This window comes from Streptomyces sp. NPDC047315 (assembly GCF_040643215.1).
Taxonomy (GTDB): Bacteria; Actinomycetota; Actinomycetes; order Streptomycetales; family Streptomycetaceae; genus Streptomyces.
Genome location: NZ_JBEYTZ010000033.1, coordinates 53,149 through 78,610 on the forward strand (window position 1 = coordinate 53,149; position 25,462 = coordinate 78,610).

A 25,462-nucleotide genomic window follows, 5' to 3' on the forward strand; every position below is an offset into this window, starting at 1 on the left:
CTACCGCGCCTCCTGGTCGCTGTCCGAAGTCCGTGCGGCCGGCATCGACGGCCGCTCCGTCCGCAGCTGACCCGTTCCGTTCTGCCGTGCCAACAGCTCCGTCGGCAGTTGGCCGGTCCCGTTCTGCCGGGCCGACCGCTCGTGGTGGCCGCGCAGCGCGGTGTGCTGTCCGTCCCACAGCGTGCCGTCGGTCCGGTCCCGCGGATCGGGGTCGATCAGCACCACGCCGATCACCGGGACGCGCTGGTCCGCGAGTTGTCGTGCCACGGTGTGCAGCCAGGCGGCGCTGGCGTGCCCGGCGCGTACCACGAGCACGGTCTGGCCCCCGAGGTAGTGGAGGTCGGTCCAGGCCGTGCCGGGTGCGACGGAGCCGACGCCGAGCCGGCGCGTGCCGTGCGGCACGCCCGCGGCGGCGTCACCGCTGACGACGGTGGGGCCGCCCGGCGGTCGGCGGCCGTCGGCGAGTGTCGGGCCCGGCAGTCCGTCGACGACGACCACCGGCCCCTCGTCGGCCAGCGCCCCGGCGACGTCCAGGGCGATGGCGGTGGTGCTGCGGACGCACCCCAGTGCCAGCAGTGACACGGGATCCGCGGAGCCGCGCACGGCGCGGGCCAGGGTCGCGGTGAGGCGTTCGCGTTCCGTCCGGGTCCGTCGGCGCTGCCACAGCCGGGGCGATCGGCGCGGTACGCGACGCAGCTCGGCGATGACCGAGGCGCCCAGGTTCGCGGCGATCTCCCGGCGCAGTACGGGCCGGTCGGCCACGACGGTGCCGACCGCGGCGAGCACCAGTCCGATGACGAGCCCGAGGGCGGTTCCGATCGCGCCGTTGGTGACGGCGGCTTTGGGCAGGGAGTGCGGCACCGCGCGGGGACCGTCGACGATCTGCGTGCCGGCGACGAGCCGGGGGGTGCCGGTGCGGGCCTCCGCCGCGCGCTGGTCGAAGTCGGCGATGCGTGAGTTGAGTTCGGCGCGGCGGGCGAAGAGGGATTCGATGCTCGCCGACCCCTTCGTGTCGCTGTCCGGTGAGCGTGCGCCGATCGCCTTGTTCACCTCTGCTAGTTCGGTGCGCATCCGGTCGCGCTGGTCGAGCAGGGCCTTCGCCTCGGCTTCGGCGGCTTCCCGCATCCGTCGCACGTGGTCCGCGACGAACGCGTCGGCCAGTGCTTTGGCGCGGGCGACCGCGTGCGCGTCGCTGTCGCCCGTGACGTCGATCTGGAGCAGGTTGTTGGTCAGGCCGGTGCCCCGGTACTCCTGCATGAACTCTTCGGGGTCTTGTGGGGACTTGAGGGATTTCAGGGCCGTTGCCGCGATCCGGGTGGTCCCCAGCAGGGCGACGTCGGTACGGATCAGGGTTCCGGTGTCGTTCGGCTGGTCCTCCTGGTGCGCAACGAGCACCTTGGTGACCGCGCTCGGCGGTGGCGGCAGCAGGACGGCGACCGCCACGCCGATCAGCAGTCCCAGCAGCGCCACCGAGCTCCACAGGCGCCGACGTCGGCGCACCGCCACCACGAGCGCCTGGAGGTCCAGCAGCGGAGCGGCGGTCGACGGCTCCGAAGTCGTGCTCGTCGTCACACCGGCTCTCCCGTCGCGTGACCGCGGGCGGCAACCGCCGGAGCGGCCTCGTCCGGCGGGGGGCCGGCGGATTCCGTCGCGAGGGCGCGGACCGTGCCGGCGACGACGACGCCGACGACTTCGTGCCCGCCGTCCGCGCACGCCCCGGCGATGCCGGCGAGCTCCCCCGCGGTCCAACTCCCCGCGCTGAGCACGACGAGGGCGCCGGACTCGGTGTCGCGGTCCGGCACGATCGGCCGGGACACCGAGACGTCCACGACCCGCAGCACGGGGTCCCCTCCCCCGCTCGCGGGGTTCGCAGCAGGGTCGTTCCCGGCCTCGGCGACGAGTTGCGCGGCGGCCCGGCGGGCGGCGCCGTCTCCGTCCGGTACGACGAGCAGCAGGTGCCGGGCCTGCGGCAGCCGGTCCCTGAGGCGAGCACAGACGCGCTGGTAACGCAGCCGTCGGCTGGTCTCGTCGCCGGACGCCTGCGGGGTCGGTACGTCCCACCGGGTGTCGATGCCCAGCAGGTGGCGGATGCGGGCCCGCGGGCCCCCGCCCTGCGGCCGGTTCGCGCGCCGTTCGCCCGGCACGTCGACGGTGCCGAGCAGCTCCGAGCCCAGCGCAGCGGCGATCTCCGGTTCGGTGCGCAGCCGGCGGTTCATCCGGGCCGCGGCGAGGTGCCCGACGACGCCGAGCAGGAGGAAGACCAGCGCGCCTGCGGCGACGAGCTGCATCCGCGTCGGCGGCGCTTCGCCGGTCGGCCGCTCCGCCGGCCCCATGACGACCAGGCCGGCCTTGTTCGTCGCCGATTCGGCCTCGTCCAACTTCTTCATGGCCTCCTCCAGCGAGGTGCGCAGCTTCTCCAGCGCGGTGCGGGCCTGGACGCTCTCCACGGTCTGTCCCGGGTCGGCGGCATTGGCCAGGTCGGTGATGCGGCGGCTGGTCTCCAGCACCTTCTGCCGCAGCGCATCGGGGCCCGTGGGTGCTTCGGGGTCCGTGCCGTCGCCGGCGATCCGCGCGGCGAAGGCGACGAACTGCTGGGCCGTCCGGTCGCAGAGCTGCTGCGCGCGCTCCGGGGTGTCGGCCGTCCCCGAGATCTTGATGATGTTCCCGTCGGTGGTCTTGGCGCTCACCCGGTTCCGTAGCTCCGCCGGACTGACGTCCTGCCAGCCGAGGGCTCGGGCCGTGCGGTCGACCACCGCCGAGCTGGTCGCGATCTCCACCTGGGTCAGCAACTCGCGCTCGTCCCACTGCCCCGGCAGCAGTACCGACGCCGATGCGGTGTAGCGCGGTGGGAAGAGCAGCGAGGTGCCGTAGCCGACGAGGGCGCCCAGCACGGCGAGGGTGGCGAGGAGCCGCCAGCGCCGACGGAGGATCAGTCCGATCATGACCAGCCGTATGGTGTCTTCGCTCAACGACGCGGCCACTTCCCGATCCTGACGGGGCGGCCCGGCGCCACCGGAACGTGGACGCGGCAGGCGGCGGCGTAGGCGGCGAGCAGCGACGTCTGCGAGTTCCGCCAGGACAGCTCCCCGCTGATCCGCTCCTGGCCGATCTTGCCCATCCGGGCCCGCCGGTCCGGGTCGTCCAGCAGCTCCGCGGTGAGTTCGGCGAAGGCGGTCTCGTCGTTGGCGGGTGCGTAGACGGCGGCGTCTCCGGCGGAGACCCGGGCCTCCCTGAGGTCGAAGGAGACGATCGGCCGGCCCATCGCCATGTACTCAAGGACCTTGTTCATGGTCGACACGTCGTTGAGCGGATTGCGCGGGTCCGGGGACAGGCACACATCCGCGGTGGACAGGTACCGCACCAGGTCGACGTCCGGGATGCGCCCGGTGAACTGGACCTGGTCTCCGAGGCCGAGTCTTTCAGACAGCTCCACCATCGCGTCGAAGGCGTCGCCGGAGCCGACGAACACGGCGTGCCAGTCGGTCCGGCCGAGTTCGTCGCGCAGCTTCGCCAGCGCCCGCAGGGCGTAGTCGACGCCGTCCTGGGGGCCCATCACACCGAGGTAGCACAGCAGATGGGGCTTGCCGCGCTTCAACTCCGGTTCGGGCTCGACGGGTTGGAAGCGGTCGATCTGGGGTGCGCTGCGCACCACGAAGACGTCGTCCGGCCGCCGGCCGCCGCGGCGCACCGCGACGTCCCGGTAGCTCTCGTTCGTGGCGAGCACGACGTCCGCGGTCCGGTAGGTCATGCGTTCCAGCGCGCACACGGCGCGGTAGAGCAGGTCCTTTCCGCGGTCGAACCGGGAGAGGTACAGCTCGGGCACCAGGTCGTGCTGGTCGAAGACGAACCGCGCGCCGCGCCGCTTCAGCCACAGCGCCGGTAGGAACAGCAGGTCCGGCGGGTTGCAGGCGTGGACGACGTGGACCGGGCCGACCTTTCGGGCGAGCCGGGCGGTGTGCCACAGCGCGGATCCGTACTCCCGCAGGTAGCCGGCCGGCCCTCCGGTGGCCGCCCGTAGGGGGTAGCGGTGGATCCGCACCCCGTCGATCTCCGCCTCCGGCTCCGTGTCGCGGGTGCGCCCCTGCGGACAGATGACGTGCACCTTCCAACCCGCGTCGCGCAGTGTCGTGCACTCCTGCCACACCCGGCGGTCGAACGGCACCGACAGGTTCTCCACCAGGATCAGCGCGCGCCGGTTCGGTCGGTCGCCGCTTCTTGCGTCACCAAGCAAGGCCCATGTACCCCGGTTCGGTCCGGCGCGCTTCGGCGTCGGGAAGGCGGATGAGATCGATGAGCACCGGACCGTCGCCGTGGGGCAGGGCCGACAGCACGGCCGGGTCCCGGGTGCCGACCAGGCACACCTCGGCGTGGTCGAGCACTTCGTCGACGGAGTCCGCGAGCAGTTGCGCGAGGTGCGGCAGCCGCGTCTCGATGTACTCGCGGTTCGCGCCGAGCAGCCGCGACAGGCTCACGTTGGCGTCGTAGATCTTGAGGTCGTACCCCTTGCCGAAGAGCCGTTCGGCGAGTTCGACGAGGGGGCTTTCGCGGAGGTCGTCGGTGCCCGGTTTGAAGGAGAGGCCGAACAGGCCCGCCCGGCGCTTTCCGGTGCGCTCCACCAGCTCCACCGCGCGTTGCAGGTGCGCGGAGTTGGAGGGCAGTACGTGGGAGAGGATGGGCACGGAGACGTCGGCGCGCTGTGCGGCGTGGACCAGGCTGCGTAAGTCCTTGGGCAGGCAGGAGCCGCCGAAGGCGAAGCCGGGCCGCAGGTAGGCGGGGCTGATGTTCAGCTTGCGGTCGGCCAGGAAGACGTCCATCACCTGGTGGGAGTCGACCCCCAGCGCCTGGCACACCGCGCCCAGTTCGTTCGCGAAGCCGACCTTGAGGCCGTGGAAGGCGTTGTCCGCGTACTTGATGGCCTCGGCGGTGGGGATCGGCACCCGGAACACTTCGCCGGGCAGGCCGTCGTAGAGCGCGAGGACCGCGTCGCCGCTCGCCTCGTCGAGTTCGCCGACGACGGTCTTCGGCGGGTCGAAGAAGTCCCGCACGCTCGTGCCCTCGCGCAGGAACTCCGGGTTGACGGCGACTCCGAAGTCCACCCCGGCCGTGCCGCCGGCGCTCTTCTCCAGGATCGGCACGAGCAGGTTCGTGCAGGTGCCCGGGAGCATGGTGCTGCGGAACACGACGGTCTGCCGGCCGCCCCGCTCGGCCAGTGCGGCGCCGATCTGTTCGGTGACCCGCTCCAGGTACGTGGTGCACAGGCTGCCGTTGGGCTCCGACGGCGTGCCCACGCAGATCAGCGACACCTCGCTGGCCGCGATCGCTTCCCGCACGTCGCGGGTGGCGCGTAACGCTCCGGTCCGTACGACTTCGGCGATGAGTTCGCCGATCCGCTCTTCGACCACGGGGGCCTTGCCGTCGTTGACCAGGTCGACCTTGACCTGGTTCACGTCCACCCCGATGACCTCGTGCCCCATGCTGGCCAGGCACGCGGCTGATACGCAGCCCACGTAGCCGAGCCCGAAAACGCTGACCTTCATGCTCCGTCCCTCCGCCCGGGCAGACCCTTGTGGTCCGCCGTCCGCACACCGGTCCGACGACGTTCACCGCGCATCAGTAGGCCCCCTGGCCGTGGACCACGGCCCGCAGTGTCTTCCACAAGATCACCGTGTCCAGGGCGAGCGACCAGTCCTCCACGTACCGCAGGTCCAGCCGGATCGCCTCCTCCCACGGCAGGTCGCTGCGTCCGCTGATCTGCCACAGGCCGGTGAGTCCGGGCTTGACCAGCAGCCGCCGTCGGATGTCGGGTCCGTACGCCGCCGACTCCTCCGGCAGCGGGGGCCGCGGGCCGACCAGCGACATCGATCCGGTGAGCACGTTGAAGAGTTGCGGGAGCTCGTCGAGCGAGTACCGGCGCAGCACCGCGCCCACCCGGGTGACCCGTGGGTCCCGGCGGAGCTTGAACAACAGGCCGGCGCCCTCGTTGAGGTCGGCCAGCGCGGCTCGTGCCCGGTCGGCCCCGGCGACCATGGTGCGGAACTTCAGGATGGTGAACTCGCGGCCGTCCTTGCCGACCCTGCGCTGGCGGTAGAACGCCCCGCCGCGGCTGTCCAGCAGCACGAGCAGCCCGACGAGCGCCATCAGCGGCGCGAACACCATCAGCAAGATCGCCGCGCCCATGCGGTCCACGACTTCCTTGACCGCCCGGCGGCCCCCGGTGAAGGTCGGCATGCTGACCCTCAGCAGGGGGATCCCCAGCACCGCGTCGACGTGCAGCCGCGGGCCGGCGACCTCCATCAGGACCGGGGCCACGACCATCTCGGCGTCGCTGCCTTCGAGGTTCCAGGCCAGCCGTTGCAGCCGGTCCGGTGACCAGTGCGGATCCGGTGTCACCGCGACGACGCGGTAGCCGTCGCGGCGGACGTGGTCGGCGACGTCGGCGAGTCGGCCGACGACCGGCACTCCGTCCAGTCGGTCACCGTCGAGTCCGAGGCCGTCCGTCGTGCACACGGCGTCCACGCGCCAGCCGAGGTGCGGGAACTTGCGGGCCCGGGTGATCAGGTCGCTCACGGTGGCGAGGCTGCCGGCCGCGAGCACCGGTCTTAGGCACCGCCCCTCGTTCCGCTGTTTGTGCAGCCAGAGGCGGAGCAGATACCGCCCGGTCATGGTGACCAGCGCGATCGCGGGAATCGCGACGAAGATCCAGAGTTTGATGTTGCGCGAGGTGAGGGCGATCCCGCCGAGCGCGAGCACGACGGCCGCCGCGAACAGGGCGCGTCCGAGGCGACGGAACTCCTCGGCGCCCTGCCCGAGCACCGCCGGTCCCCACGACCGGCTCACGGCCAGCGCTCCCAGCACCAGTAACTCGGTGCCGAAGGCGAGGATCCCCCACTTCTCGTGCCAGTTGGCCGCATCGCGGGCCCCGAAGAAGTTGCCTATCGCGGCCACCACGAAGGCGGTGGTGACGGTATCGCTGGCGATCACGGTACGGCGGTACCGCTCCTCCCAGTCGATCGCGCCCTGACTGATTGCCCCGTTCGCCAGCCGCCCGTGCGCCGACGTGAACGGGTTGACTAATCCCCCCTGCTCCACAGACCCCCCCAGGCCATCAGCAGTTCGACGTGTTCGCCCGACACTGTTCCTCCCCCCGGGAGGCCCCCGCCCCCCCCGCACCGCGCTGTTGCTCCCCTCGGGAGGCCCCCGCTCCCCCGCGCATGACGATTCCGCTCTTGCAGCGCTACTTGAACGACCCGCGCTGGCGACAGCGGACACGCACGTCCTGCCAGCGCGGTGCACGAAAGCCCGTCGAAGCCTCGGACGCTCCCCGCACCCCAGGCCCCCGCTCGGGCTTCCTGAATTGATCACCCCCACGTCCGGTGCCGGGGAACGCGACTGTTGGCCGTCCCCGACGTCGGAAGCACGGTCAATCTAGACCATCGCAGCCAGCATGGAGAGGGGATGTGTGCAATTTGTGCTCAAGATTTGAAAACGGATCCACCGATCGGTCACGCCTCACGGGCGCCCTGAGGCGATGGCACACCGGGTGACCTGCGACGACGAAACCACTCCCGGGTTGCCGGTATCGGCAACCCGGAGCGTGAAATGTGCCGAAAATCGGGCCTCCGGAGCGATCACCACGGCTCGGGGAGCCCCAGGGGGCTTCTGACGGATCTTGCTGGGCTCGCGTGCCGTCCTCAGCGCGGGAGCGGCGGCCGAGGGCCACTGCCTGAGGGCGATCGACCTGCTCGGGGTCGCCCCGCGCCGACCCTCAGCGCGGTCCGGGAGACGGCCGGCGGCGCACTCCCCGTGCCGTGGATGGGCAGGCGCGTGCCGGTCAGCGGCAGGCCCGTGCCCCCGTGGCGTTAGGCGACGACCTCCGCCACTATCGACACGGCCGTCTCCTCGGGGGTGCGGGCGCCGAGGTGCAGCCCGATCGGCGAGTGCAGTCGGCCCACCTCACGGTCCGTCATCCCGATCTCGCGCAGCCGCTTGAGGCGGTCCCGGTGGGTGCGCCGCGACCCCATGGCCCCGACGTACGCGACCGGCAGCCGCAGCGCGCGCTCCAGCAGCGGCACGTCGAACTTGGCGTCGTGCGTGAGGACGCACAACACCGTGCGGGCGTCCACCTCGGTGGTCTCCAGATAGCGGTGCGGCCAGGCGGTGACGACCTCGTCCGCCGCCGGGAAGCGGGCCCGAGTCGCGAACACCGGCCGTGCGTCGCACACGGTGACGTGGAATCCGAGGCACTTGCCCAATCGCGCCAACGCCGCTGCGACGTCGACGGCGCCGAAGACGATCAGACGGGGCGGCGGTGCGCTGGACTCGACGAGCAGCGTGAGCGGCCGGCCGCGGTACGCCCCCTCGCCCTCCACCACGAGCGTGCCGGTGCGCCCCGCGTCGAGCATGGCCCGCGCCTTCGCCGCCGCGGTGCGGGTGAGCGGGGCCAACTCGCCCAGGGTGCCCTCGAACGATCCGTCGGGCCGTACGAGCAGGCCGTGCCCCATCAGTTCGGGCGGGCAGGCGACGACGCGGCCAGTGCGACCGGTTCGCCCGAGTGCACGCGGGAGCGCGCCGCGGTGAGTACGGCTCGCACCGGTTCACCGGCCCGTACCGGCGCCACGAGCACGTCGATGACGCCTCCGCAGGTCGGCCGGCGGCGAACACGCTCTCGTCGCTGTAGCCGAAGCGCTCCAGCACGGGCCGGCCGTCCTTGAGTGCCCGTTGGCACAGCTCGTACACCGCCCCTGCGACGCACCCGCCGGAGATCGAGCCGACGGCCGTGGCCTCGCCGTTCACGGCTAGGCCTGCGCCGGGATCACGGGGCGCGCTACCGCTGACCTGCACCACGGTCTCCACGGCGAAGTCGTGGCCCTGCCCGACCCAGCGGTGCAGGTCGTCGGCCATGTCCAACATGGGATTCTCCGTGGGGCTGTTGCACCGCGGCGACGGTCCCTCGTCGTACAGAGTTCGGCGTTCGGCGTTCGGCGTTCAGCGGTCAGCGGTCAGCGGTCAGCGGTCAGCGGTCAGCGGTCAGCGGTCAGAACATGAGCTGTTCGATCGTGATGGGCAGGGAGCGGACGCGTCGGCCCGTGGCGTGGCGGACGGCGTTGCCGATGGCCGCGGCGAGCCCGACCAGCCCGACCTCGCCGACGCCCTTGGTGCCGACGGCAGTCGCACGGTCGGGCCCGCCGACGAAGATCACGTCCATGTCGGGGACGTCCGCGTTGACGGGCATGAGGTAGTCACCGAAGGTGGCGTTGGCGATGCGTCCGGTCCCCGGTCGGTGACGGTCTCCTCGAACAGGGCCTGGCTGATGCCGCCCACCGTGCCGCCGACGATCTGGCTGGTGGCGGTCTTCTCGTTGAGGATCCGTCCGCCGTCGATCGCGGACACCACCCGCGCCACGCGCAGCAGGCCGAGGGCGGGGTCGATGCGCACCTCGACGAACTTCGCCCCGAAGGCGCCCGCGGCGGCCATGCCGAGCCCTTCCGGCTGCGGAGGCGTGCTCCGGCCGTCGGCGCTGAGCTCCTCCAGTCCGTGGCGGGCCAGGACGTCCGCGAAGGACTCCCCCTGCGCCGGGTCCCGGACGCGGTGGATGCGTCCGTCGGCGACGGTGACGTCGTCGAGCGCCGCGCCGCGCAGCGGAGAGTCGGCATCGGCGGCGGCCACGTCCAAGAACTCCTGCACCAGTCGGCGACAGGCGGTGTCGACGGCGTTGCCCAGGGCGCCGGTGAGACCCGAACCGCCCGCCTGGGGCGCGTACGGCATGTCGGAGTCGCCGAGGTCGAAGCGGACCCGGTCGACGCCCAGGCCCAGCAGTTCAACGACGAGTTGGGTCATCACGGTGTACGTGCCGGTGCCGATGTCGGTCGCGGGTGAGCACGTTGGGGCAGGCGTAGGAGACGGCGGATCCGTGGGATACGGGTTCGTAGTCCGCGTCCTCCATGGCCGCGGAGGACGTGCCGTGGTGCTCGATGGCGACGAGGTCGCCGGCGCGCGTGGCGCCGATCTTGATCCGCTGGACGCTGTCGGGTCGGTGTCCCACCGAGGTGATCATCTCGGGTCGGGTCAGGACGAGCTTGACCGGGCGCCTGACCTCCCGGGCGGCCAGCACGGCGAGGACGACGTGCGGCCACACGCGCAGACCGGCGCCGAAGCCGCCGCCGACGAAGGGGGCGGCACGGCCGAGGCGGTCGGGCCGCGGAGCGTACGCGGCGACCACCGCGGCAACCGTCACGGCAGGCGTACGATCACTGGGCCTGCCCTCCCCGGGGCCCGCGGGAGATGCGGTAGCCGAGGCCGGGGACGGTGTCGATGACCGTCGGGGCGCCGAGTTTGGCGCGGAGCTTGCTGACGGTGATCCGTATCGCGTTGGTGCGGTAGCTGGTCCTCTCCTCCCAGACCTGCTCGATCAGGTCTTCGTTGCTCACCACGGCGCCGCTCGCCTGAAGCAGCACCTCCAGCACGCCGAACTCCTTGCGGGTCAGGGAGAGGAGCCGTCCGTGCCGGCTGGCCTGGCGGCGGGCGGTGTCCAGGACGAGGCCGCGGTGCTCGATCACCGGCGGCAGAGCGGGGTGCGCACGGCGCCCCAGGGCGAGGACCCGGGCCAACAGCTCGGCGTGGTCGAAGGGCTTGGGCAGGTAGTCGTCGGCCCCGAGCGCCAGTCCCGCGATCCGCTCGTGCACGGCGCCGGAGGCAGTGAGCATCAGCACACGGGTCAGCAGCCGACGCTCGACCACCCATCGGCACACGTCGTCCCCGTGGACCCCGGGCAGGTCGCGGTCCAGGACCACCACTTCGTAGCCGCCGGAGTCGAGCTTCGCCAGCGCCTGCGTCCCGTCGTGCGCCACGTCCACCGCGATCGCGTCGCGCCGCAGCCCCTCGGCGACCATCCGCGCCAGGAACTCCTCGTCCTCCACCACCAGTACCCGCATGGCTCCTTCCTATCGCAGCGCGCATTTCCGCAGCGTTTGCACGATCGGATAAGGCGACGAAATCCCCGTCCCGGATAGAACGGAGACCGGCCCGACCGCGCATCCAACGCACCCGCGGAAGGGCCCTGTGCGTCACCAGAGAGAAGGGTTTGCATGAAGCTCATCGAGAACCGGACGGGCCGGCGTCCTGCAATCGTCGGCTCCCTTGCGGCACTTGCCGGGGTGGTAGCCCTCGCGACTCCGGCGCAGGCCGTCGTCGGAGGGTCCGACGCTCCCGCGCCAGAATCCTGGATGGCCTCCCTCCAGACGAAGGACGGCGCGTTCTGCGGCGGCACGCTGATCGACAGCGCATGGGTCCTGACGGCATTTCACTGCGTCGGAAGCGGCATCGCGAAGGACGACATACGGATTCGGATCGGCAGCCTCACCACCGGCACGGGTGGCACGGTCGCCAAGGTCCAGCAGGTCATCAAGCACCCCGACGCCAACATCACGCCCGACGGCGCGTTCGCGGGGCCCGACCTCGCCCTGCTCAAGCTGGACAAGCCGGTGCCCAACCGGCCCGCCAAGCTCAACGCGAAGACGCCGCCGACCGGTACACCGGCACGGCTCTTGGGCTGGGGAAACGCGTGTGAGGTCGACTTCTGCGAACCGGAGAAGCTTCAGGAACTCCAATTGCCCCTGCGCCAGAAGGTCACCGACAAACTCCGCTTCGAGGACGACAGGTTCCGCGGAAGCGGGCCCGGTGATTCCGGCGGCCCGCTGGTCATCAAGTCCGGCGACGGCTGGCGGCTCGCCGGGGTCGTGTCGTCCGGTGGCCGCACCAGCACGTACGCCCTCTCCTCCTTCACCGACGTGGCGCAGTACCGGAAATGGATCGTCCGGAGCATGAAGCAGCACTGACGGGTTGCTCAAGAGCCACACCACGCGTAATCCGACCGGTCGCAGGGGGCGTCGCGCGAAATGACGCCAGGGCGGTTCAGCCGGTCGGTCGGTCGATTCGATAGACGAAGTGCTCGCGGTCGTCGGCGGGATTGTCGGGCTCCAACAACGCTTCGGCGTAGCGGTGGAGCCCGGCCTTCTCCAACATGCGCCAGGAGGCCCGGTTGGCCGCGTGGACGGGCACGACGATGCTCTTCGCGTCCGGGTGATCCGTCCAGGTGGCCGCGACGACGGCCCGGACGATCCGCGTACCGAGCCCCCGGCCGGTCAGCTCAAGGTCACCGATCAGATAGTCCAGGGTCATCGCCTGCTCGGGCACCTCGGCCTGGGACGCCAGGTCGCCGAGGTACTGCGGATAGTCCGCGACCCAGCACCGCTGCACCAGAGCGACCGGGGTTCCGTCGACGGCGACGAGGAGGTCCTCCGACGGCTCCTCGCCCCGGGCCGCCGGCCCGAAGTCGCGTGCGACCGCTTCCGGCGACGTCTCGTGGTTCCACCAGCGCGCGACGTGCGGCTGCAGGAGCCATTGCCGGAGCCGAGGGAAGTCGGATTCGTCGAGTCTGCGCCAGGTGATCGTCACGGGAAGCCTCACGGAGTAGCCGGCATCTGCGGCTGTTATCCCAGACGACCGCTCCTGGCGTCACCCGGATTTCAGCCCGCGGGGAGCCGCGGAAGCGCCCGGGCACGCCCTCGCCCCGATGCCGGGCCGCCTCGGCCCCACCGTCGCAGCGGCCCGGGCCGCGCGTGTGCGACCACGGGCTACCCCGCCCCCTGCCCCTTCACACACCTCGACCGCGTGTCTCATCCCACTGTCCGGATGATGGACGACATGCGGACCCCTTCGGGAATTGCCGCTTAGGGTGACCGGTGCAGCTGGTTCGTCCCGTCCGCCAGGCGGGTGCGTCGCAAGAGGGAACCCGGTGGGAATCCGGGACTGCCCCGCAGCGGTGAGCGGGAACGACCGCCGTCATACGCACTGGGCCCGAGGGGTCTGGGAAGCGACGGCCAGTAGGTGTCCGCCGGAGGTTCCGGCAGGCGTGCCCGCGAGTCCGAAGACCTGCCCGTTGCCCGTACGCGGACCGGTTCCGCATGCGGCCATCTCGGTGACCTCGTGGGCGGGTCGGCGTACACAGCTGAAGCGAACGACCGCGCACATGTCGCGCGTGGACCGTCCGCCGCTGGTGTCACCCTTCGCGTCCCCGTACCCGGTCACCGGGAACTCAGGGATTCATCTCGCGAAGGAGATCTCCGTGACAGCGAAGTCCGCAGCCGCGGCAGCACGGGCCACCGTGTACGGCTACCCCCGCCAGGGCCGGGGCCGGGAGTTGAAGAAGGCGATCGAGGGCTACTGGAAGGGCCGCGTCACCGCCGAAGCCCTCCGGGCCACCGCCGCCGAGGTGCGCCGCAGCAACTGGCAGGAGCTGGCGCAAGCCGGCATCGACGAGGTCCCCACCGGGGACTTCTCGTACTACGACCACGTCCTCGACACCACCGTCATGGTCGGCGCCGTCCCCGAACGCCACCGGGCGGCCGTCGCTCAGAGCGCGCTCGACGGGTACTTCGCGATGGCCCGGGGCACCCAGGACGTCGCCCCGCTGGAGATGACGAAGTGGTTCGACACCAACTACCACTACCTGGTCCCGGAGCTGGGACCGGACACCGTCTTCACCACCGACGCGACCAAGCAGGTCGGTGAGCTCACGGAGGCCCTCACGCTCGGGCTCACGGCCCGGCCCGTCCTCGTCGGACCCGTCACCTATCTGCTGCTCGCCAAGCCCGCCCCCGGGGTGGCCGCGGACTTCGAACCCCTCACCCTCCTCGACCGGCTCCTGCCCGTCTACGCACAGGTCCTCGCGGAGCTGAAGGCGGCCGGCGCCGAGTGGGTGCAGCTCGACGAGCCGGCGCTCGTCGAGGACCGCTCCCCGGCCGAGCTGAACGCGGCGAGCCGCGCCTATCGGGTCCTCGGCACGCTGACCGACCGCCCGAAGCTGCTGGTCGCCTCCTACTTCGACCAGCTCGGCGACGCCCTGCCCGTCCTCGCCAAGGCACCGATCGACGGACTCGCCCTCGACTTCACCGAGAACGCCGCGGCCAACCTCGACGCCCTCGCCGCCGCCGGCGGCCTGCCCGGCAAGCGCCTGATCGCCGGCGTCGTCAACGGCCGCAACATCTGGGTCAACGACCTCTCCAAGTCCCTGGCCACGCTGGGCACGTTGCTCGGGCTGGCGGACCGGGTGGACGTTGGCGCGTCCTCCTCCCTGCTGCACGTCCCCTTGGACGCCGCTCTGGAGCGGGACGTCGATCCGCAGATCCTGCGCTGGCTCTCCTTCGCCCGGCAGAAGACCACCGAGATCGTCACCCTCACCAAGGGCCTGACCCGCGGCACCGCGGCCATCGAAGGCGAACTCTCCGCCAACCGCGCCGCCCGCTCCTCCCGCGCCACCTCGCCCATCACCCGCGACCCCGACGTCCGCGCCCGCGCCGAAGCCGTCACCGACGCGGACGCCCGACGCTCCCGGCCCTACGGCGAGCGGACGGTGGCGCAGCGCGAACGCCTCGGGCTGCCGCTGCTGCCGACCACCACCATCGGCTCGTTCCCGCAGACCGACGAACTGCGGTTGGCCCGGGCCGACCTGCGGGCCGGCCGGATCGACACCGCCGGTTACGAGGAGCGCATCCGCAACGAGATCCGCGAGGTGCTCTCCTTCCAGGAGAAGACCGGGCTCGACGTCCTGGTCCACGGCGAACCCGAGCGCAACGACATGGTCCAGTACTTCGCCGAGCAGCTCACCGGCTATCTGGCCACCCAGCACGGCTGGGTGCAGTCGTACGGCACCCGTTACGTCCGGCCGCCGATCCTCGCCGGTGACGTCTCCCGCCCCGACCCGATGACCGTGCGCTGGACGACGTACGCCCAGTCGCTCACCGACCGCCCCGTCAAGGGGATGCTGACGGGCCCGGTGACGATGCTCGCCTGGTCCTTCGTCCGCGACGACCAGCCGCTCGGCGACACCGCCCGACAGGTCGCGCTCGCGCTGCGCGACGAGGTCGACGACCTCGAAGCGGCGGGGACGTCCGTCATCCAGGTCGACGAGCCGGCGCTGCGCGAGACCCTGCCGCTGCGCGCCGAGGACCGGCACGCCTACCTGGCCTGGGCCACCGAGGCGTTCCGGCTCACCACCAGCGGCGTCACCCCGGGCACCCAGATCCACACCCACATGTGCTACGCCGAGTTCGGGGACATCGTCCAGGCCATCGACGACCTCGACGCCGACGTCATCAGCCTCGAAGCCACCCGCTCCCACATGCAGGTGGCCCGGGAACTCGCCTCCCACGGCTATCCGCGGGAGGCCGGCCCCGGCGTCTGGGACATCCACTCCCCCCGAGTGCCGAGCGCCGAGGAAGCCGCCGCGCTGCTGCGCACCGGGCTGAAGGCGATCCCCGCCGAACGCCTGTGGGTCAACCCCGACTGCGGTCTGAAGACCCGTGGTTGGCCCGAGACGCGTTCCTCCTTGGAGAACCTCGTCGCCGCGGCCCGCGCCGTCCGCGGCGAGCTGCCCGTCTCCTGAACCAGGGCGGTCACGGGCCGGGGCACCCGGCCCGTGACGTGCCGTGGTCGGCGAGGCCGAGTTCGTCCTCGCCGAGCGGGGTGAAGAACCGCTCCACGTCCGCATCCGACACCTCGGCGAGGGCGGCCGGGGACCAACGGGGGTTGCGGTCCTTGTCGATGACCTGGGCGCGGACGCCTTCGACCAGGTCGGGGGTGGACAGCGCGGCGCAGGACACCCGGTACTCCTGGTCGAGGACGGCCTCCAAGGAGCCGAGCCGGCGGGCGCGCCGCACGGCGGCCAGGGTGACCTTGAGCGCGGTGGGTGACTTGGCGAGCAGGGTGTCTGCCGCCTCCTTGGCGGCGAGGTCGCCGTGGGCCTGGAGTCGACCGACGACCTCCTCGACGGTGTCCGCGGCGTAGCAGGCGTCGATCCACCCGCGCCGGGCGGCCAACTCGCCCGGGGGCGCCGACTGGACGTGTCGGGTGAGGGCGTCGCGTACGGGCAGCTCGGCGAGGTCTGCGAGGAGCGTCGGGAGCGAGTCGGAGTGCACGTAATGGTCGGCGAGCCCGCACAGCAGGGCGTCGCCGGGCCCGATCTGCGCCCCGCTCAGCGCCAGGTGGGTGCCCAGCTCTCCGGGGGCGAGCGCGAGGAGGTGGCTGCCGCCGACGTCGGGGACGAAGCCGATCCCGGTCTCGGGCATGGCGACCCGGGAGCGTTCGGTGACGATCCGGACGCTGCCGTGCGCGGAGACGCCGACGCCGCCGCCCATCACGATCCCGTCCATCACGGCGACGTAGGGCTTCGGGAAGCGGGCGATGCGGGCGTTGAGGTGGTACTCGTCCCGCCAGAAGGCGGCCGACGCGGCGCCGCCGCCGCTGCGGACGTCGTCGTGGATGGCGCGGATGTCGCCGCCCGCGCACAGGCCCCGCTCCCCCGCGCCGGTGATGACGACGGTCTCGACGGTCGGGTCGCGCTCCCAGTCGTCCAGGGCGCGGTCGATGCGCCGGACCATCTCGTGGGTGAGCGCGTTCAGGGCGCGGGGGCGGTTGAGGACGATGTGGGCGGCCCGCCCGGTGGTGAGGAGGACGGTCTCCTCGCCACCGGTCGTCGGTGCGGTGTCGGTCATCCGAACGCCTCCGTCGGGCCGCTGGTCACGATGGCACGCATGATCTCGCCGGTTCCTTCCAGGATCTCAGGATCTGGTGGACCCACAGGTCTCGAACGATCATCTCAACGCCGTGGCCGTGGTCGGCATCATCGACCACGCGCGTGGGGCGCGGCAGGGCGCGGCGATCGACTCAGAGGGATCAGAGGGATCAGAGGGATCAGAGGGATCAGAGGGATCAGAAGGAGTGGAGCAGGGCGAGGGTCTGCCGGAGTTCGTCCCGCAGCGCCCGTCCGGCCGCGTCCGCGTCTCCCCGTACGACGGCGTCCACCAGTGCGGCGTGCCCCTCGTCACCGTGGTTCGGGTCGTCGGAGCGGAGGCCGAGCAATTCGACCAGGTCGAGCAGTCGCTGCTCCAACACGGGGACGAACTCGGTGAACAGGCCGGTGAGCACCGGGTCGCGGGCCGCGGCGACCACGGTCCGGTGCAGCGCGATGTCGGCCGCGACGAACTCGGGGTCGTCGGCGTTCGCGGCCTCGCGACGCCTGGCCAGGGCTTCTTGGAGGGCCGTGACGTCGTCCTCCGTCCTGCGCCGCGCGGCCAGTTGCGCGGCCTCCACCTCGACGAGCAGCCGCACCTCGTAGACGTCGGTGATGGCGGCCTGACGCAGTTGGGTGGACCAGTCCTCCTTGGGCTGAACGACTTCCATGTGCTCGTCTGGGCCTACCGCGGAACCGCAACTCGTCGTCGGAGGACGAAAGCGCCGGCTGCGGCAGGGCGACGTCGCCTGGCTGACGGCGGGAATGCGCAACAGCATCACGCTCCCGCGCGGCGCGCTCCTGCTTCCGCTCGGCTCCCGCCCCGGCCCCTCGGCGACCGCGCCGAAGGACGCCCTCGTCCACGGCTTCCCGCCGCAGGCCGAAGGCTTCCTCCTGCACACGGCCGTCGCGAACTACGGCTTCATCCGCCCGGAGGGACACGACCCCAACGGCATCACGCGGAGCTTCATCGAACTCTTCGCCGCTCCGCACCTCCTCACGGCCGCCGACGGATCGGCCTCCTCCGCCGTCAACCGGATCGCCGAGGAGCTCCGACGCAACCCTGCGAGCCGCCGCACGCTCGCCCGGTGGGCCTCGGAACTCGGGGTGGACGCCAGGACCCTCGGTCACGACTTCGTCGAAACCACCGGTCAGACGTACGCGCAGAGGCGGGCCCAGCTCCGCATGACCCTGGCACGCCAGTACCGAGAAGAGGGCATGACGGTCGGACGGGCCGCACGGACACTCGGCTACGCGGACGCCTCCGCCCTGCCCCGCGTCTTCACCCGCGCCCACGGGATGCCACCGCGCGAGTACCGCCGAAACGGCTGGCAGCAAACCGACGAAGACGTCATCGTCCGCTAGTTCGTGTCCGCAAAGTCCCGCGCGGCCCCGTGCGGCAGTGCCGCGCCTTGGCTGGCGCGCTGGCGCCGTGCGACAAGCCCGCCACCGGGCCGCAGAGACCAACGCTCCCCCAGGGAAACGGCGGCTACGTCAAGAGACGCAGAAACGCGCACGGGACTCGTGACCCGCATCACATGCGGACCCCGTCAGGGATCGGGGCGCCGTCTCGTTCAAGGGGTACGCGAACGAGACAGGAGCAGCCCCATGAAGCACCGCATCGTCGTCCTCGGCGCCGGGTACGCCGGGGCCTTCGCCGCCGGCAATCTGGCCCGCCGGCTCTCCGCCGCCGACGTCGAGATCACCGTCGTCAACGCCGAGTCCGACTTCGTCGAGCGGATGCGGCTCCACCAGTTCGCCAGCGGTCAGAACCTCGCGTTCCGCAAGCTCGCCGACGTGTTCGCCGGTACCGGGGTGCGGCTGCGGCTGGCCCGCGTCACCGGTGTCGACCCCGAACGGAAGACCGTCGCCGTCACCGGTGATGACGGGGCCGCCGAGATCGCGTACGACACCCTCCTCTACGCCCTCGGCAGCTCCGTGGCCCACCACGGCGTCCCCGGCGTGGCCGAGCACGCCTTCGACGTGACCGGCCGCCCCTCGGCGCTGCGACTGCGCGAGCGCCTGGCCGGTCTGGGCGAGGGCGGCAGGGTGCTGGTCGTCGGCGAGGGGCTGACCGGCATCGAGACCGTGACCGAGTTCGCCGAGTCCCGCCCCGACCTCTCGGTCGCGCTCGCCGCCCGCGGGGAGCCGGGCGCCTGGCTCTCCCCGAAGGCCCGCCACCACCTGCACCGGGCCTTCGACCGGCTCGGCATCCACGTCCACGAGCACACCGTCGTCGAAGCCGTCGAGCCGACGCGTGCGGTCGCCGCCGACGGCACGTCCATCCCAGTCGAGGTGACCGTGTGGGCGGCCGGGTTCGCCGTGCACCCCATCGCGGCGGCCAGCGGCCTGGAGGTCGCCGGGACCGGCCAGATCCTCGTCGACCGCACCATGCGCTCGATCTCGCACCCCGACGTCTACGCCGCCGGCGACTGCGCCTACGCGATCGGTGACAACGGCCACCCCCTGCCGATGTCCTGCGCATCGGCCGGCTTGACCAACATGCAGGCCACGGCCGCGATCATCGCGCGCCTGACGGGCAACGACGTCGCCACCACCGGGCTGAAGTACCGCGGCAACCACATCAGCCTCGGGCGACGGGACGCGATCTTCCAGTTCGTGGACGCGGACGTCCGGCCGAAGTCCTGGTACCTGGGCGGCAAGACCGCCGCACTGCTCAAGTCCGGCGTGCTCAAGGGAGCCGGGGCGGGCATTGCGCACCCCACCTTCGGCCTGCCGAAGCGCCGGCGCCGCCTGGCCACCGCGCCCGACCCGACCGACGCGAGGACTGCCGCATAGGCTGCCGAGCATGGACGAGGCAGCCATCGAACGGTTCGAGGCCAGCCGGGCCCGGCTGGCCTCCCTCGCATACCGTCTGCTCGGCTCGGCCGCCGACGCCGAGGACGCCGTGCAGGACACCTTCCTCCGCTGGTTGGCCGCCGACCGGGAACGCGTCGACACCCCGGAAGCCTGGCTGACCAAGGTCATCACCCACCTCTGCATCGACCGACTCCGCTCGGCCCGCGCCCGCCACGAACGAACAGCCGGAGCCTGGCTGCCCGAGCCCCTCCTGGAGGGCGACCCGATGCTCGACCCGGCCGACACCTTCGAGCAGCGCGAATCGGTGTCCCTGGCCGTACTGACCCTCCTGGAACACCTCTCACCGGTCCAGCGGGCCGTCTACGTGCTGCGCGAAGCCTTCTCCTACCCCCACGCCGAGATCGCCGAGATCCTCGACATCAGCAGCTCCGCGAGCCAACAACACGCCCACCGCGCCCGCACCCGCCTCACCGCCGAACGCCGCCGCGACGGCCAAGCCGACCCCGCGTCCGCGCGCCGCATCGTCGAGGAGTTCATCGCCGCCGCCACCTCAGGACGAACCGAACGACTGGTGGCACTGCTCACCGAAGACGTGACGGCGATCTCCGACGGCGCCGGCCTGGCAAGACGCACACTGCGGTACGAGACGCGCGAACGGGTCGCCACCTACGTCCGAGCCGGCTTCACCCCCACACCGGCGAAACGACGACTGGCCGGCGGCTCCCCCGTCTTCCACCTGGGCCGGATCAACCGCTCCCCGGCCGTCATCGCCGTCATCGACCACCGGATCGTCGGCATCGTGACGTTCGACGTCCGGGAAGGAAGGATCGCAGCCCTGCACGGCATCGCCGCCACGGACCGACTCACCCGCCTCAACGAGACCTGGCGCCAGCACGAACCCCACACCCCGGTCATCAACGTGTGGTGACCCGACGCTCGACGTCGTCGACATTGCTGTACGTCAACCTCCGCCGCGCCGGCGCGGAGTGCGCCGTTCTCACCGCGGGCAAACCTCCCGTGCACGGCAATGCGACGAAGGTTGTAGTCGACACGACCTGACCCGGTCACCGGTGTGGGACCTTCGCCCCGAAGCATTGCTTGGCGAGCGAAGTGGTCGGCAGAGTCTGCTTCGGGCCCGTTCCAACGATCAGCGTGTGGAGGCATTCGCCCGTGCTGCGATTCCAGGTACTCGGCCGTCTATCCGTCACCAGCGAGTTGAGCGACTGCACACCGACCGCGCCCATGGCACGGCGTGTGCTGGCGCAACTGCTCCTGCGCGCCAACAACGTCGTCATGCTCGACGCGATCATCGACGAGTTGTGGGGCGACAAGCCGCCGAAGAGCGCCGTCCCCACCGCGCAGACGTACATCTACCAGCTCAGACGCCAGTTCGAGCCGTGGGTGGCGAAGGACAGGGTCGAAGACGTCCTCGCCACGTGCGGTGCCGGCTACATGCTCCGGGTGGCCCCGGACCGGCTCGACTTGGCGGCGTTCCTCCGGCTGACCAAGCACGGGCGCACCGCGCTGGACGCCGGTGACGCGGCCACGGCGGGGCGGCTGCTGCGGCAGGCGCTCAGTCTGTGGTCGGGGCCGCCGCTCGCCGACGTGACGGCCGGGCCGTCGATCCGAGCGCACGTCGTCCAACTCACGGAGCAGCGGGCGCACGCCGTCGAACTGCGCATCCAGGCCGACGCGATGCTGGGTCGACACCGGGAACTCGTCGGGGAGCTGAAGGCCATCCTCTTGGCCGACCCGCTCAACGAGTGGTATCACGCTCAGTTGATCAAGGCGCTGGCCTCCAGCGGCCGACGGAACGAATCGCTGATCGCGTACCAGCACCTTCGCAGAACGCTGTCGACCGAGCTCGGGCTCGAACCGTCGGACGTGCTGAGGGAGTTGCACCAAGAGGTCCTGGCGGGACGTGACTCCTGGTCGGACTGGGCGGTGTCGGGGAGGCCCTAGGACCTGCTCTGCTGACAGGCCGCGGTGCTGGATCGGGGATCGCCGGGGAACGATCCTCGATCGCACGGATGCCCACAGATGTCTACTGCACCTCTCGGGCAACGTTCCTATCCAGCACGGGCGATGAGCCCTATGGAGATTGCCTTGTTGACCGCATCGAGCCGGGAACGAGCACCCAGCTTGGTGAATATGGCCCCCAGATGGCGCTTCACCGTGCCCTCGGCGATGGTCAGCCGCCGGGAGATCTGGCGATTGCTCATGGCCTCGCTCACCAGGGTGAGAATCTCCAACTCCCGCCTGGTGAGCACCTCCAGGTAGTTCGACGCCGAGGCAATGGAGGTCAGCACCTCTGCAGACACGTGCAGCACGATCCGGATGTCGTCTGCACACACCGCGCGGATACTGGCCACCAGATCGGCCCGACTCACCCACTTGTTCAGATAGCCACGAACACCGCAGTCAAGCAGCTGGCGCACCTGCACCGGAACTTCATCCATGCTGACGACCAGCACTCTGGAGTTCGGAGATATCGAGTGGATTGAATTCACAATGTCGGCGATCGGCTCGCCGGGAACGTTCACATCCAGCAACACGACGTCGGGTTGCTCCATTTTGCAATACAAGATGCCGCATGCACCGTTGTCGGCTTCGCCAACAACGGCCATATCCGGTTCCATTTCGAGCACTTCGCGCATCACTTCGCGCAGCAGTGTGTGACCGTCGATCAGGACGATCCGTAGCCGGCCTTTATGGTCAGGCCGCATGGCCGGCCCCCGCCCGTAAGGAAATACTCCACGCCGCCACAGATTCTGCCATTGATCCCCCATATCACATGTTGGCTGGCATGTGACTTACCGTAGTCCGCCGCCGAGGCTCCTGACAAGATCGACGTGGAGTGATCACGTCGTAACACTGCCCCTGGCGGTACCCCCCAAACAGGGAGGTACTGCCGCGCAACATCCGGGGGAGAACGCCGAAGTTCAGCCACGAAGTACCCGGCGACCATCCTCAGTCCGCCCTGCTGCAAGGCTGGAACAGTGCGTTCCGGAGGAGAATTCAAGACACTCAAGATGATGGCGACATCGATGCGGTTGCGCCCGCCGCAGCCGGCCCTCCGGGGCATGCGCAGTTCCTTTCTGGCCATAGATTGTTTGAGATTGCGCACCCCAACCTTCGGCATCCGAACGATAGTCGTGTACATGCCGCTGGCGTTCATCTCAAACTCTGGACAAAAGAGCATCCTGTGCAACGCCGGCGCCATCCGGATCGTCATCGGGGTCGCCGACTCGGCGGGTACGGCCGGGTGCCCGTTCGGTGCGCGCCCACTCGCCGCGTCGATTCGGCGTCGATTCGGCATCGAAGGCGAAGGTGCACATTTGACGAGACCTCAAAGAGAGAAATGACAACGCGATCGGCGGGGATCGACGGCCCGCTCAGCACCGCACCCCTGACGCACCTGTGTGGAACAAGGAAATGGACCGATGACCGGCATACCCCCTGTGACCGCATACCCGCTGCCCACCGACGGCGATCTCCCTTCGCACGCAGTGGACTGGAGCCTCGCCCCCGAGCGATCGGTCTTGCTCGTCCACGACATGCAGCGGTACTTCCTCAGGCCGTTGCCCGGCAGTCTGAGTGATCCGCTCGTATCCCACGCGGCGCAACTGCGCGACCGTTGCACCGCTCTCGGCGTCCCCGTCGCCTACACCGCCCAGCCGGGCGGAATGGGCAAGGCCGAACGCGGTCTGCTCCAGGACTTCTGGGGCCCGGGGATGAGCACGGCTCCCGAGGACCGTCAGATCGTCGACGCCCTCGCACCGACCGATGCCGACTGGATGTTCACCAAGCGGCGCTACAGCGCCTTCTTCAGGTCCGACCTCCTGGAACGGATGCGCGCCGCAGGCCGCGACCAGCTGATCCTGTGCGGCGTCTACGCCCACGTCGGCATCCTCGCCACCGCGCTCGACGCCTTCGCCCACGACGTACAACCGTTCCTGGTCGCGGACGCCACGGCGGACTTCTCGCAGGAGTACCACCGTCTCGCGCTCGACTACGCAGCCGAGCGCTGTGCCCGGGTCACCACGGTCAAGCGGGTCCTGACATGACGGGCGGCGAGCCGGACGGCCGTCCGGGGCACGACGGCCACCGGGACCCGGATCTGCTCCAGCGGGTGCTGGACGGGCAGGCGGACGCCTTCGCGCTACTGCACCGGCCCGGCGTCACCGGCCCGGACGTCGTGGAGGTCGTCGAGGGTGCGGTGGCCTTCCCCGCCGCGCTCGCGGACATTGCCCTGCCGCCGGCCCCCGCCCCCGGCTCCGACGCAGCCGCGGAGCCGCACCACGACGTACTGGTGCTCGTCCCCTACCGACAGCTCGTCGAGCGCGGTTTCGCCTGTGTCGACGACGGAACGCCCCTGGTGGCCATGGACATCGCCGACCAGCAGCGGCTGCCGCTGACCGAAGCGCTGACGCGCCTCCCCCAGGTGCCGACCCGACTGTCGGACGGCGATTTCGACGTGGACGACCAGGCGTACGAGGACGTGGTGCGCAGCGTCGTCGAGGAGATGATCGGTACGGGGCAGGGGGCGAACTTCGTCATCAAGCGCACGTACGTCGCGGACATCACGGACCACGGCCCGCACGTCGCCCCCGCGCTCTTCCGCCGTCTCGTCGAACGGGAGTCCGGGGCGCACTGGACCTTCCTGATCCACACCGGCACCCGGACCCTCGTCGGCGCTTCACCCGAGCGGCACGTGAGCCTCGATCTCGGCACCGCCGTGATGAACCCGATCAGCGGCACCTACCGCTATCCCCCGTCGGGTCCCACGTTGGAAGGCGTGTTGGAGTTCCTGCGCGACGGCAAGGAGACCGACGAGCTGTACATGGTCCTGGACGAGGAACTGAAGATGATGGGCCGCATCTGCGCCGGGGGCGGCCGGGTCGTCGGCCCGCGGCTGCGGGAAATGGCCCGGGTGGCGCACACCGAGTACCTGATCGAGGGCAGGACCGACCACGACGTCCGGGACATCCTGCGCGAGACGATGTTCTCGCCCGCCGTGACCGGGAGCCCGCTGGAGAGCGCCTGCCGCACCATCCGCCGGTACGAACCGGAGGGCCGCGGCTACTACAGCGGCGCTGCGGCGCTCATCGGACGGGACGCGTACGGCGCCCGGGTGATGGACTCCACGATCCTGATCCGTACGGCGGACATCTCCGCCACCGGCCGGGTCGGCATCTCCGTGGGCGCCACGATCGTGCGGCACTCCGATCCCGCGTCCGAAGCGGCCGAGACGCGGGCCAAGGCCGCCGGGCTCCTGGCCGCGCTCAACACGGAACCGCGGCGCTTCGCGGGCCACCCCAGCGTCCGCGAAGCGCTGGAGCTGCGCAACGAGGCGATCGGTGCCTTCTGGCTCTCCGGCGACACCGGGCACGCCGGTCCGCACCCCCGGCTGGCCGGGCTCCGTGCCCTCCTGCTGGACGCGGAGGACTCCTTCACCTCGATGCTCCGACAGCAACTCGTCTCCCTGGGCCTGGAAGTGACGGTCCGCCGCTTCGACGAGCGCGCCTCGCTGGAGGACCACGACCTCGTCGTGCTGGGCCCCGGGCCCGGCGACCCCCGGGACGCGACGACGGAGCCGAGGATGCGGCAACTGCACGCGACGGTGGACACGTTGCTGCGCAGCCGCCGCCCGTTCCTCGCGGTCTGCCTCAGCCACCAGGTCCTCGGTCTGCGGCTCGGACTGCCCGTGCGCCGCAAGGCGACACCCAGCCAGGGGGTGCACAAGGTGATCGACCTGTTCGGTGCCGCCGAGCACGTCGGCTTCTACAACACCTTCGCGCTCACCTGTGCGCACGACGTGTTCGCCGCGGCCGGGGTGGGCGCCGTCGAGGTGAGCAGGGACGCCGTCAGCGGGGAGGTCCACGCGCTGCGCGGCCCGGGCTTCGCCTCCGTGCAGTTCCACCCGGAGTCCGTGCTCACCCACGGCGGTCCGCGCATCGTGGGCACGGCCCTGGCCGACGCGCTCGAATCGAGCATCCGTCATGGCGGGCTGACCGGGCGTCCCGCCGCCCCCGCCGCCCTCGGCGCGCCCTGCACCCCGTGACGAGTGAGGAG

Annotated in this window: 20 protein-coding genes, 2 pseudogenes and 1 riboswitch; of the genes and pseudogenes, 8 read left to right on the forward strand and 14 right to left on the reverse strand. The window is 71.0% G+C overall.

Annotation, left to right across the window (positions count from 1 at the left end; genetic code table 11):
* From ABZ842_RS30820 to ABZ842_RS30865, 10 genes and pseudogenes are all read right to left on the reverse strand, one after another.
* Nucleotides 1-1,572, reverse strand: coding sequence for a Wzz/FepE/Etk N-terminal domain-containing protein (locus tag ABZ842_RS30820; RefSeq protein ID WP_361544058.1), 1,572 nt, complete (start codon nt 1,570-1,572; stop codon nt 1-3).
* Nucleotides 1,569-2,969: a Wzz/FepE/Etk N-terminal domain-containing protein gene (locus ABZ842_RS30825; RefSeq protein WP_361544061.1), complete on the reverse strand. Its 1,401-nt coding sequence runs from the start codon at nt 2,967-2,969 to the stop codon at nt 1,569-1,571. Before ABZ842_RS30825 ends, ABZ842_RS30820 begins: the two co-directional genes overlap by 4 nt.
* Complete coding sequence (locus tag ABZ842_RS30830; protein ID WP_361544064.1) at nt 2,966-4,231, reverse strand: glycosyltransferase family 4 protein; 1,266 nt, start codon at nt 4,229-4,231, stop codon at nt 2,966-2,968. The genes ABZ842_RS30825 and ABZ842_RS30830 overlap by 4 nt, the downstream gene beginning before the upstream one ends.
* Nucleotides 4,221-5,537 carry a nucleotide sugar dehydrogenase gene (locus tag ABZ842_RS30835; protein WP_361544067.1) on the reverse strand — a complete coding sequence of 439 codons (1,317 nt, stop codon included), beginning with the start codon at nt 5,535-5,537 and terminating at the stop codon, nt 4,221-4,223. The genes ABZ842_RS30830 and ABZ842_RS30835 overlap by 11 nt, the downstream gene beginning before the upstream one ends.
* A 73-nt stretch (nt 5,538-5,610) precedes the next feature.
* Nucleotides 5,611-7,089 carry a sugar transferase gene (locus ABZ842_RS30840; RefSeq protein WP_361544070.1) on the reverse strand — a complete coding sequence of 493 codons (1,479 nt, stop codon included), beginning with the start codon at nt 7,087-7,089 and terminating at the stop codon, nt 5,611-5,613.
* 602 nt (nt 7,090-7,691) lie between these two features.
* Nucleotides 7,692-8,910 (reverse strand): annotated as a pseudogene (locus ABZ842_RS30845) (XdhC/CoxI family protein).
* Between the two features lie 124 nt (nt 8,911-9,034).
* Nucleotides 9,035-9,232 (reverse strand): hypothetical protein, encoded by a 198-nt coding sequence (locus ABZ842_RS30850; RefSeq protein ID WP_361544072.1) that lies wholly within the window; start codon nt 9,230-9,232, stop codon nt 9,035-9,037.
* Nucleotides 9,196-9,837 carry a molybdopterin cofactor-binding domain-containing protein gene (locus ABZ842_RS30855; RefSeq protein WP_361544075.1) on the reverse strand — a complete coding sequence of 214 codons (642 nt, stop codon included), beginning with the start codon at nt 9,835-9,837 and terminating at the stop codon, nt 9,196-9,198. The genes ABZ842_RS30850 and ABZ842_RS30855 overlap by 37 nt, the downstream gene beginning before the upstream one ends.
* Nucleotides 9,818-10,234, reverse strand: a complete 417-nt coding sequence (locus ABZ842_RS30860) for a molybdopterin cofactor-binding domain-containing protein (RefSeq protein ID WP_361544078.1) — start codon at nt 10,232-10,234, stop codon at nt 9,818-9,820. The genes ABZ842_RS30855 and ABZ842_RS30860 overlap by 20 nt, the downstream gene beginning before the upstream one ends.
* Before the next feature lie 13 nt (nt 10,235-10,247).
* Nucleotides 10,248-10,931, reverse strand: coding sequence for a response regulator transcription factor (locus ABZ842_RS30865; RefSeq protein ID WP_361544081.1), 684 nt, complete (start codon nt 10,929-10,931; stop codon nt 10,248-10,250).
* A gap of 153 nt (nt 10,932-11,084) precedes the next feature.
* Here ABZ842_RS30865 and ABZ842_RS30870 point away from each other — a divergent pair, with 153 nt between their 5' ends.
* Nucleotides 11,085-11,834, forward strand: coding sequence for a serine protease (locus ABZ842_RS30870; RefSeq protein ID WP_361544084.1), 750 nt, complete (start codon nt 11,085-11,087; stop codon nt 11,832-11,834).
* A 76-nt stretch (nt 11,835-11,910) separates the two neighbouring features.
* Here the strand turns inward: ABZ842_RS30870 and ABZ842_RS30875 are convergent, their stop codons facing one another.
* The gene (locus ABZ842_RS30875; protein ID WP_361544087.1) at nt 11,911-12,453 is read right to left on the reverse strand and encodes a GNAT family N-acetyltransferase; all 543 of its coding nucleotides are present in this window, start codon (nt 12,451-12,453) and stop codon (nt 11,911-11,913) included.
* Between the two features lie 299 nt (nt 12,454-12,752).
* A riboswitch (cobalamin riboswitch) is annotated at nt 12,753-12,953 on the forward strand.
* Between the two features lie 170 nt (nt 12,954-13,123).
* Here ABZ842_RS30875 and metE point away from each other — a divergent pair.
* Nucleotides 13,124-15,442: a 5-methyltetrahydropteroyltriglutamate--homocysteine S-methyltransferase gene (metE, locus tag ABZ842_RS30880; protein WP_361544090.1), complete on the forward strand. Its 2,319-nt coding sequence runs from the start codon at nt 13,124-13,126 to the stop codon at nt 15,440-15,442.
* Nucleotides 15,443-15,452: 10 nt separating this feature from the next.
* Here metE and ABZ842_RS30885 read toward each other — a convergent pair whose 3' ends face one another.
* On the reverse strand, nt 15,453-16,550 hold the full coding sequence (locus ABZ842_RS30885) for an enoyl-CoA hydratase/isomerase family protein (RefSeq protein ID WP_361544093.1): 1,098 nt from the start codon (nt 16,548-16,550) through the stop codon (nt 15,453-15,455).
* Between the two features lie 217 nt (nt 16,551-16,767).
* Nucleotides 16,768-17,226, reverse strand: a pseudogene (locus tag ABZ842_RS30890) (FCD domain-containing protein); the annotation flags it as partial.
* 106 nt (nt 17,227-17,332) lie between these two features.
* On the opposite strand from ABZ842_RS30890, the gene ABZ842_RS30895 reads away from it, so the two are divergent.
* The 4 genes from ABZ842_RS30895 to ABZ842_RS30910 all read left to right on the forward strand — a co-directional run bounded on the left by ABZ842_RS30895 (nt 17,333) and on the right by ABZ842_RS30910 (nt 21,349).
* Nucleotides 17,333-17,932: an AraC family transcriptional regulator gene (locus ABZ842_RS30895; protein ID WP_361544096.1), complete on the forward strand. Its 600-nt coding sequence runs from the start codon at nt 17,333-17,335 to the stop codon at nt 17,930-17,932.
* A gap of 243 nt (nt 17,933-18,175) precedes the next feature.
* Nucleotides 18,176-19,366, forward strand: a complete 1,191-nt coding sequence (locus ABZ842_RS30900; RefSeq protein ID WP_361544099.1) for an FAD-dependent oxidoreductase — start codon at nt 18,176-18,178, stop codon at nt 19,364-19,366.
* 10 nt (nt 19,367-19,376) lie between these two features.
* Nucleotides 19,377-20,315: a sigma-70 family RNA polymerase sigma factor gene (locus tag ABZ842_RS30905; RefSeq protein WP_361544102.1), complete on the forward strand. Its 939-nt coding sequence runs from the start codon at nt 19,377-19,379 to the stop codon at nt 20,313-20,315.
* 242 nt (nt 20,316-20,557) lie between these two features.
* Entirely contained in the window at nt 20,558-21,349 is a 792-nt protein-coding gene (locus ABZ842_RS30910; protein ID WP_361544105.1) for an AfsR/SARP family transcriptional regulator, read from the forward strand.
* Nucleotides 21,350-21,456: 107 nt separating this feature from the next.
* Here ABZ842_RS30910 and ABZ842_RS30915 read toward each other — a convergent pair whose 3' ends face one another.
* A complete protein-coding gene (locus tag ABZ842_RS30915; protein ID WP_361544108.1) occupies nt 21,457-22,113 on the reverse strand; it encodes a response regulator transcription factor in 657 nt (218 codons plus the stop codon).
* 717 nt (nt 22,114-22,830) lie between these two features.
* Between ABZ842_RS30915 and ABZ842_RS30920 the strand changes: the two genes are divergently transcribed.
* A complete protein-coding gene (locus ABZ842_RS30920; protein ID WP_361544111.1) occupies nt 22,831-23,454 on the forward strand; it encodes an isochorismatase family protein in 624 nt (207 codons plus the stop codon).
* The gene (locus tag ABZ842_RS30925) at nt 23,451-25,451 is read left to right on the forward strand and encodes an anthranilate synthase family protein (RefSeq protein WP_361544114.1); all 2,001 of its coding nucleotides are present in this window, start codon (nt 23,451-23,453) and stop codon (nt 25,449-25,451) included. Before ABZ842_RS30920 ends, ABZ842_RS30925 begins: the two co-directional genes overlap by 4 nt.
* Nucleotides 25,452-25,462 lie beyond the last annotated feature (11 nt).